5 protein-coding genes and 1 pseudogene are annotated in these 7,988 nt (G+C 69.7%); 2 read left to right on the top strand and 4 right to left on the bottom strand.

All coding sequences use genetic code 11. The features are described from left to right. Nucleotides 1–182 precede the first annotated feature (182 nt). Together VR45_RS39270 and VR45_RS39265 are read right to left on the bottom strand one after the other, a co-directional pair. Nucleotides 183–1,052: a DUF3592 domain-containing protein gene (locus VR45_RS39270; protein WP_045944751.1), complete on the bottom strand. Its 870-nt coding sequence runs from the start codon at nt 1,050–1,052 to the stop codon at nt 183–185. A gap of 123 nt (nt 1,053–1,175) precedes the next feature. Beyond that, on the bottom strand, nt 1,176–2,291 hold the full coding sequence (locus VR45_RS39265) for a hypothetical protein (protein ID WP_045944750.1): 1,116 nt from the start codon (nt 2,289–2,291) through the stop codon (nt 1,176–1,178). 573 nt (nt 2,292–2,864) lie between these two features. Between VR45_RS39265 and VR45_RS39260 the strand changes: the two are divergent. After that, a pseudogene (locus VR45_RS39260) lies at nt 2,865–3,093 on the top strand (LysR family transcriptional regulator); the annotation flags it as partial. Between the two features lie 44 nt (nt 3,094–3,137). Here the strand turns inward: VR45_RS39260 and VR45_RS43150 are convergent. Together VR45_RS43150 and VR45_RS39250 are read right to left on the bottom strand one after the other, a co-directional pair. Further along, nucleotides 3,138–5,840 carry a hypothetical protein gene (locus VR45_RS43150; RefSeq protein ID WP_159394535.1) on the bottom strand — a complete coding sequence of 901 codons (2,703 nt, stop codon included), beginning with the start codon at nt 5,838–5,840 and terminating at the stop codon, nt 3,138–3,140. A 219-nt stretch (nt 5,841–6,059) separates the two neighbouring features. Further along, nucleotides 6,060–6,377: a hypothetical protein gene (locus VR45_RS39250; protein ID WP_045944748.1), complete on the bottom strand. Its 318-nt coding sequence runs from the start codon at nt 6,375–6,377 to the stop codon at nt 6,060–6,062. A 773-nt stretch (nt 6,378–7,150) separates the two neighbouring features. Between VR45_RS39250 and VR45_RS39245 the strand changes: the two genes are divergently transcribed. Continuing rightward, nucleotides 7,151–7,396, top strand: coding sequence for a hypothetical protein (locus tag VR45_RS39245; protein WP_234326624.1), 246 nt, complete (start codon nt 7,151–7,153; stop codon nt 7,394–7,396). Nucleotides 7,397–7,988: the final 592 nt, after the last annotated feature.

Here is a 7,988-nt window from a genome sequence, read left to right as displayed (position 1 = left end):
CCTCCCGTTCGCCATCGGCGCGCGCGGCTGGGCGGACCACCGGGTGATCCCCCCCCGGAGCCGCCTGAGCGGGCCCGGTTCCGGTTCGCTCACGGTCGAGACCGGCCATGCGGACCCGGCTCCGAGGGAGCCGACTCCTGCGGAGCCGCCGGACGACCCGGTCCCGACGTCGGGTCGTCGGGTCAGAGCAGCAGGACGCCCGTGACGGCCGCTGCCGCGACGAGGACCAGGAACACCACATTGATTGCGATGTCGGAGCGCACCGAACGCTGTTGGGCCGTGTGGTCGAGGACGAATCCGGCGGGGTCGTCGGCGGGGTAGTGGACCGTCAGGTGCCGCCCGTACGAGTCGGCCGGATCCGGCACCCCCGTGTCGCAGTGCGCGGTGACGGCCGCGCCCTCGCGGGTGGTGAACGCCACCACCGGTGTGACCGTGGTGGAGGTGCTGCCCTCGGCGTCGGTGGTGACGTCCCGGAGTACCGCGACGATCCGGCCTTCGACGGCGACCATCGAGGCCAGCCGCTCACGGCGGTGCCTGGTGTCGCGCACGTTCCCCGGCAGGTAGCAGACGCCGATGAGGGCCCACGGCCCGCAGACGCCGATCAGCGCCCACGGCCAGCCGCGGTCGACCGCGGCGGCGACCACCAGACCGGCGTACAGCAGGAACAGCGCCGTGTTCGGCCATCCCAGCCCGCGACCGCCCGCCTGCGGGTCCGCGGTGAACCGGTAGTCGTGCGGCCTGCCCCGCGGGTAGCGGACCCCGATCTCCCGGCCCGTCCACGCGGCGGTGATCGTCTCACCCTGCTCGCCGTGCTCCCCGTCGTTCGTCACCACGACCCGCGCGCCGCTGGACGGCTCGCGGTAGGACACCACCACCGGGATTCCGCCGCGCCGGGAGCCGCCGTGCCGGGGCGCCCGCACCTGTTCGATCCGTCCCGGGACCCGCACCGCCCGCTGCTCGCGTGTCATCCCGGCCAGCGACCTGCCGTACCCCACCAGCGCCACCGCGCCCAGCACCCCGCACCACAGCGCCAGGTACCCGTGCCACCCCATCGCCCGTCCCTCCTGCCGTTCCGACCCCGTTGCTCCACCGGCCTGTTGCTCCACCGGCCGGTGCCACCCCGGCCCGTTGCTCCACCGGCCCGCGCCACCGCGACCCACCGCTGCTGCGCGCCCTCAACGGGCCGGGCTGCGCCGCACCACCACGCCCCGCCCGTCCGCCTCCAGCGAGGCCGAGCCGCCGGCCCCGGTCACGCCGATCCTGATCGTGAGCGCACCGGCCAGGCGCTCCGCGGAGAGCTGCCAGGTGCCCGGCGCGTCGACACCGAGCGTGGTCCTGGCCTCCTCGACCAGCGCGGGCAACCGGTCGAAGGGCAGCGACCGCGGGTCGAACGCCGGGGCGCTCACACCGGCGGGGGCGAACACCACAGTCAGCAGCTGCTCCCGCGCCACGACGGTCAGCGCCCGCCTGCCGTCCCCGCCCCCGGTGAGCGACTCGACGGCCTCCCGCAGCACGCCCCGGTCCAGCACCGACCGTCCGGGGCCGAAGGCCACCGTGCCGGTGGTCGAGGAGGCGACCGTGGCCGTCACCGAGAACGTGTTCGTGCTCGTGCTCGTGCTCGACGAGGTGACGGGGACGGGCTGGGCAGCGGGCGCGTCGGTGTCCTTCCCGAACAGCTCGGCCCGCATGAACAGGACCACGGCGGCCGCGCCGAGCAGCACCCCGAGGAGGGTGGTCAGGCTCCAGGCGCAGCCGTCCTGGCGATCTGCCACCACGGCCGGCCCGGGTGCCGGCTCCAGGACGGCGCCGGCCGCCCGGTCCTCCCACTCCGGGGTCGGCCGCTTCACGATCCGCAGCAGCCACGGCCGGTCCGGAGGGTAGCGGACCACCAGGACCGTGCCCGGCCGGTAGTCGGTGAGTTCGGAGACGTGCACGTCCTGGGTGATCCGGATGCGGAATGCGGGCGCCAGGTCCGGGGCGACGGTCAGGTCGAAGCGCACCGGGACGTCCGTCTCCTTGACCGTGCGCATCTCCCGTCCGTCGATCAGCGCCAGTGCCGTGAGGGGAGCCAGGGCGCCCTCCCGGGCCCGGCGCGGCGCGCCGACGAGGCGGAACAGCAGTGCGTAGGCCGCGAGCAGGGCCGGTCCGGCGACGATCAGCGGGACCTTGCCGAGAGTGCAGCCGACGACGAAGGCGGCCAGCGACACCCCGATCACGCCGCCGGTCAGGAATCCCCTGGCGAGGTCTAGGGGAGCGGCACCGGTGGGCGGTGCGACCGTGGCGGTTGTCATACGGGTGATTCTGTCCGTCGAGGGCGACTGCGGACAGGGGGCGGTACGCGTTCGATCGATCATTTCCCCGGTCGACCGTCATGACGGTCCGTCGGCCGGTGGCGATGACGACCCGACAATGACGACCCGACAATGACGACCCGGCGATGACGGCCCCGCGACGACGCTACCGGCCGCGGACCCCCGGGGGGCTGGGTCCCCGAGGCCGTGGTCGAGTCCGTGGACGGCTGACCCCCGCGCTCGCGGGGAGGACGGAGACCAGCAGCGCGCCGCCCTGAAAGTCCTCGGCTGACCCCCGCGTGCGCGGGGAGAACGGAGTAGTACCGGCCCTCCCAGTCNTCCCAGTCCGGGCTCAAGATCGCATCGAGCCTCGCCAGTGAGCGGCACAGGTTCCGCAGGTCAGCCATGGAAGGGAGCCGGCGAGCTACGTCATAGACAAGTCACGTGCTCATCCAACCGGATGCCCCTGACACCCAGAATCTCCCCCCAGGGCTGTCACGTTCAGTAGCAATACCGGAACGAGGTGGGTCAACTCGCGATGGTTGAATACGCGAGCCCACCAGTATCGACCCCCTGTCTCAGCCGCTCCTGGAAGCTCGCCTCCACGACTGCGGTGAAGGCGGCGGCCGTCAGCGCCGCCAGCCCGGCCGTCCTGAGCGAGCTCGCCATCGCCGAGGAACTCGCCTCCCGCTGGCTGGTCGCGGTCCCGGTGGCGGGCGTCCTGCTCCGCCGGGACCTGCGAGCGGTATGGCCCACGGGGCCACCGCTCCTGTCCTCGACCCGGGTGCGCCCGGCGGGCTGACGCGGGGCGCCGGCGCCGGGTAACGAGCGGTGTCCCGGCCGTGGTCACAGGGGTTCGTCCATGCGGAGGTTCTCGGAGATGTAGCGGAAGTAGGGATCCTGTTCGGATTTCCTTGGTCGTGTGAAGCCCGGGGCAAACTGGGACGACCTGTCCGTCGTCCCCGCCCACCATTCGTCGACAATGGACGCCTGCTCCTCCAGCCCGTAGTGCCGCCACGGCTCTCCGGCGGGCCCGTAGTAGTAGGCGGTGTGGAGGTTGCCGCCGCCGACGGCACTCGTGAAGCCGCTGAACAGATCCACCGCGCCCTTCCAGAAGTACTCGAGCTTGAAGGACTTGTGTGCGATCTGCCAGGCATGCGTGAGTTCGTGGATGAACACCTGTCCGGGCTTCGTGGTGAAGGGCACCGCCCCCGGCGGAGGGGACCAGTTCAGCGGGCTGTCGAACCCGTCGCCCAGGTTGACGAGGATGGTGTCGCCGTAGGAGGGCAGCGTCACCGGACTTCCTCCGGGCCCCGACAGATCGGTGAGCCGGATGCGGTCCCACGGCAAGGTGTCCCCGAAGACCTGCTCGGCTTCCGCCCTCTCCGGCGCTTCGAGTCCGCGGTCTCCCACGAGACCATCTCCGATGAGCGCTCCTCCGACGAAGGCCGGGATGATCAGGGTGGGACTGACGAGGAAGGCGACGCCACCGGCCACCAGGACACCGACCAGACCTCCCGGTCCGATGATCGAGGTGTCGGCGATGTCGCCGATCTCGCTGCCGACGAAGACCAGGCCGGCCAGGCACTGGCCAGCCGGCCCGAAGGGGAGGAGCAGCGCGGACCCGAGCGCGAATTCCAGTACATCGCCGATCAGCTCCGCGCCGCCGCCGATCGGACCGATCATGTCCGAGCTGCGGCTCACCGCGATCGAACCCGCCCGGAAGTCGGGCCACAGGTCGGCGATGACCTGAGCGCTCGCGTCATCGTCCCAGTCGAACTGACGCGGGCCGGGTGTGTCGGTCCCGTACACCCGCTCCGACTTCTGGTGGATGAGCACCACGGTGCGGCTGCGCGACTGCAGGACGGCTCGGACGGTGAACTTGTACGAGAAGAGTCCTGTGGCCCGCATGAATCCTTTGAACCGTGCCGATCCGTCACTGTTGATCACGAATTCGGCGCGCCCGGCCAGCGGGACACCCGCCGGGGTGACGATCGGTTGCGAGAACGTCCTCGACTCGGACTGCTGGAGGACGGTCAGCCGGAACACCGCGGTCCCGCTCTGGCCGTGGCTGGCTTTCCAGCGGATCGCCACGGGCTGCCTCGACACGAGACTGGCGTTGTCCGGATCGACGTCGATCCGGAGTACACGCTGCACCTCGGTGTCGGTGGGGCCCAGAGACAGTGTCGCCGATTCCACTCGCACGCCCGGCGGCAGCGGACCTGGGGTCAGCTCGACCTCCTTGGAGCCTCCGCCGGAGAGCACGGCGACCGTCAGCAGGCCGGATGATCCTGTGGGCACGCCGATGGCGGTCGGGCTCACCCGCACTTCTGTCGCGCTCGGGACGACCGTGACGTGGAAGTCCAAGGTGGTCGTGAAGGCGTCCTCCGCGCCTCCGGCGCTGAACAGCGCCACCAGCCGGAGGTCGGCCGGGCCCAGGGACGCGGTGGGAGAGACGGACATCGGGATCCACGTGCGGACCTTCGCCTGGGGCCCGTAGACCAGAGGCGCCGGCGGCGGCAGGCTCACGACGTCGTCGCCTCCCCAGAGCTCGAACATCACGTATCCCGCGGTGCCGAGCCCCGAGGACACGGTGACGTCGAGCCCCGCACGCGCGGCCCGGGCGAGGGTGAACCTGTCCTTGTCCAGGGAGACCGACACACTCTGGACCACCGCGGTGACGGGGACGGTGACGGGTTTCCACTGCGGGGAGACCAGCGCCACGTGTGCCCGCTCGACGCCGCCGCCGTGCTCCGGGGCCCGGCACGCGACGTTCACCCTGACCTGGTTCCCAGACGACACCCGAACCGGGTTCGAGCCCGCGGCGTGCGCGATCTGCACCATGCGGCTGAGGCCGTTCTCCCGCACCACGTCCAGCTCGTCCTCGGTCATGCCGTCGAGCAGCCCGAGTTGCAGGGCCTGTTCATAGGTGAGCTGTTGCTCCTTCTCGACAAGGATCTCCGAGGAGCGGATGGTCCGCTCACCGCCGATGAGACAGGCGCGTACGTCGGCGCCGGACGGAGCGCTGTCGATCGAGAAGGAGAGGTTTCTCTCCTGGCCCGGGTCGAGCCAGACACTCAGCTGCTCCTCCGAGACGTGCGGTTCCACGCCGTCGCCGCCGACCGCGAAGTACAGCGGCAGCTCACTGGTCGCAGGGCCGGGCAAGTGGGCGACGAGGCGTCCCACATACCACTTCTCGGCTCCGTCGCCGGACGTGTGCTCACACAGGAGTTCGATGTCGACGTCCTGATCGGGCTCCACGGGCACGGACTGCGTACCATGGCCTCTGACGACGACCCGGGTGTCCTGGACGAGGTGCTGGGCCGGGTCGTCCCGCTGGTCCTCGGGCAGTTCGTGGATCTCGTCGGCCGTCAGGTGCCGCCAATAGGTCTCGGAGACGACTATCTCCCCTACCGAGACGAGTGGATTGACGCCTTGGACGTCGAGAGACATGTTTCCGGAGGGAGGATCGGTCAGCCGGACCCATCGGGTGGTGGATGAGTGAGGCATCATCCGTGTGCAGATCAGATTGGGATCGAACGCAGACATCGCCGCTCCTCGGTCGATCGCCTACCTACCACTCCAGTCTGCTCTCCGCGTGGCGCCCTGTCCTCCGCGGGTGTTCATAGCTCCGTGCCGCGGTACGTGACGCGGCCGTCCACCGTCGTCAGGCCGAGGGCGGGCATCATCCGGTGCATGCGTCCAGAGTCAGGCCGCGAGCTCGGGCTTCCCTATTCGCACGGACCTCTACCAGGGGCTTGTTGGAGGTCAGTGGGTCAGCTCCGCCACGGCGCGTCTGGCGGACCATTCCAGGAGGTCCGGTTCCTCAACGAACATGATCGAGCGGGGCTCGCGGTCTCCGAGTTCTTCTTGTTCGGTGGCAGCCCAGAGCACCACGAGGTCGGGTGAAAAGTTGCTGCTCATCCCCTCGACGAACGCATTGAGGACGCGGGTGACGATGATTCCCGGCTGCGCGGCAGGTCTGTTGTCGGAGAATTGCCATAGGGGCAGGAAGGTCTCGTGGTGGCCGATGAGCCCGGCCGGCCGGCCTTGCTCTACGGCCTGGTTCACCTCGTCGACGGTCATCTCGGCCCATTTGGCCATTCCGGGGCTGTGTTGCGGGGGCCGAGGGCCAGGTCCCAGGAGAGGCTGCTTGGTGCGAGGGTGACCGCGTCCTATGCGATCACTTGGAGGGCGTCGTAGTCGGTGCCGCCCCATGCGCGCAGCTGCAGGTGTTTCAGGTCTTTCCAACGCGCCTGGAGTGGGCGCGGCGGCGCTTGTGCGAGCTGCCTCACAGCAGCTGCCCGCCCCCGTCGTCGCGGACGCCCTCGGCTACCACGACAAGACCACCAGCCGCCTCCTCAGGGAGACCGGCGGAACGTGGAGCCGATACGCTACTGTCGATCACACAAGGTCACCCGTCGGCTGGACTCCTCGGAGAACTTGCGACAGCCGAGTACGAGAGCCCTCGTGAGCTGCAGGAACTACCGGTAGTCGTCCACGTCCAGCGCAACAACCTGGGCCTCCTCGACAGCGTCAGCTTCCGCAGCATCCAGGTCGACACGGGTCAGCGGCTCGTCGCGGTTTTGCCGGACGTCGCTGTACTCGGGTGCCTCCTCAGAGAGCTCCGCCGTGTCGTCGTCTTATTCCTGAAAGGTTTCCGGGTCGCTCGGGTCAACAGGCACGGTGATCTCCTCATTGCTCTCAGCGTTGATACGTGACGACCGTATCGGCGTCGCCCGCCTTGGGGTGACATCGGCACGCAGGTCCCGATCGACGCACAGTTACCCCAGAGCTGACCCACGCTGGGAACTGGCGGCAGTTGAATACGCGAGCTCACCAGTATCGACCCCCTGGTCGTGGACATCGTCCGGTTCCTCGACAGCTGCGAGGACGACGAGGTGGACCCCGATGCCGCGGTGAGGGTGATTGAGAGTGTGAGCTGGGTGCTGACACGGCTGCCGCACGGCCAGCGCGACCGGTTCCTCACCATGCTCGCGGACCTGGCTGCGGTCGAGACGGACCCGGGTCGGAGGGAGTTCCTGGAGGCCTTCCCGTTCGCCTGCGGTCTCCTCGACGAACAACCCGCAACCACCAGCAACTGACCCCTGCCCGCGCGGGGAGGACGGTGGCGGCTACAGCCGCCTCGAAGAGCGCGGCGGCCGACCCCCGGCTGCACGGGGAGGACCCTTCGCGACCTGCACTGTTCTGACGGCTTTGCCATTTCTTGACTGGCTTGTCGAGCGTTGCGATTCGGCCTGGTCTGTGGAGGTGTCAAGGAGTGGCTTCGATCACGGCGGACGGTGACGGCACCGTGGTGCGACTCCATCCTCGAGAGCCTCGCCGGCAGGGCGCTTCGAATGAGGCATCCCGTGTTGTCCGCGGACAACACAGCCAGCGGCTGACCACGAGGCGCGGGGCGAGCAGAGTTGTCTTGGCCGTCGGGCCCGGCCGAGATCACCCCTGCCTGCGCGAGGAGGACTCCTTGCCCCGGGGCGATCAGGTCGGCAGGAAGTGGCTGACCTGCGGGCGCGGGAGAACTCCGAGGTAGCAGCGAGGCTGACGAAAATCATCTGGAGATCTTCGGGGCTCCTGGCAGGCTGGCGGTATGGCATTCCTCGACGATCAAGAGCTGAGCACGGCGATTCGGAATGCCGACTCGCCGGCATGGTCCGTCCGCGCCGCAGCCGGGCGGCA

The organism is Streptomyces sp. NRRL S-495 (genome assembly GCF_000966955.1).
In the GTDB taxonomy this organism is placed as follows: domain Bacteria; phylum Actinomycetota; class Actinomycetes; order Streptomycetales; family Streptomycetaceae; genus Kitasatospora; species Kitasatospora purpeofusca.
The sequence above is the reverse complement of the archived record's forward strand: the minus strand, read 5'-3'. Positions and strand labels throughout refer to the sequence as shown.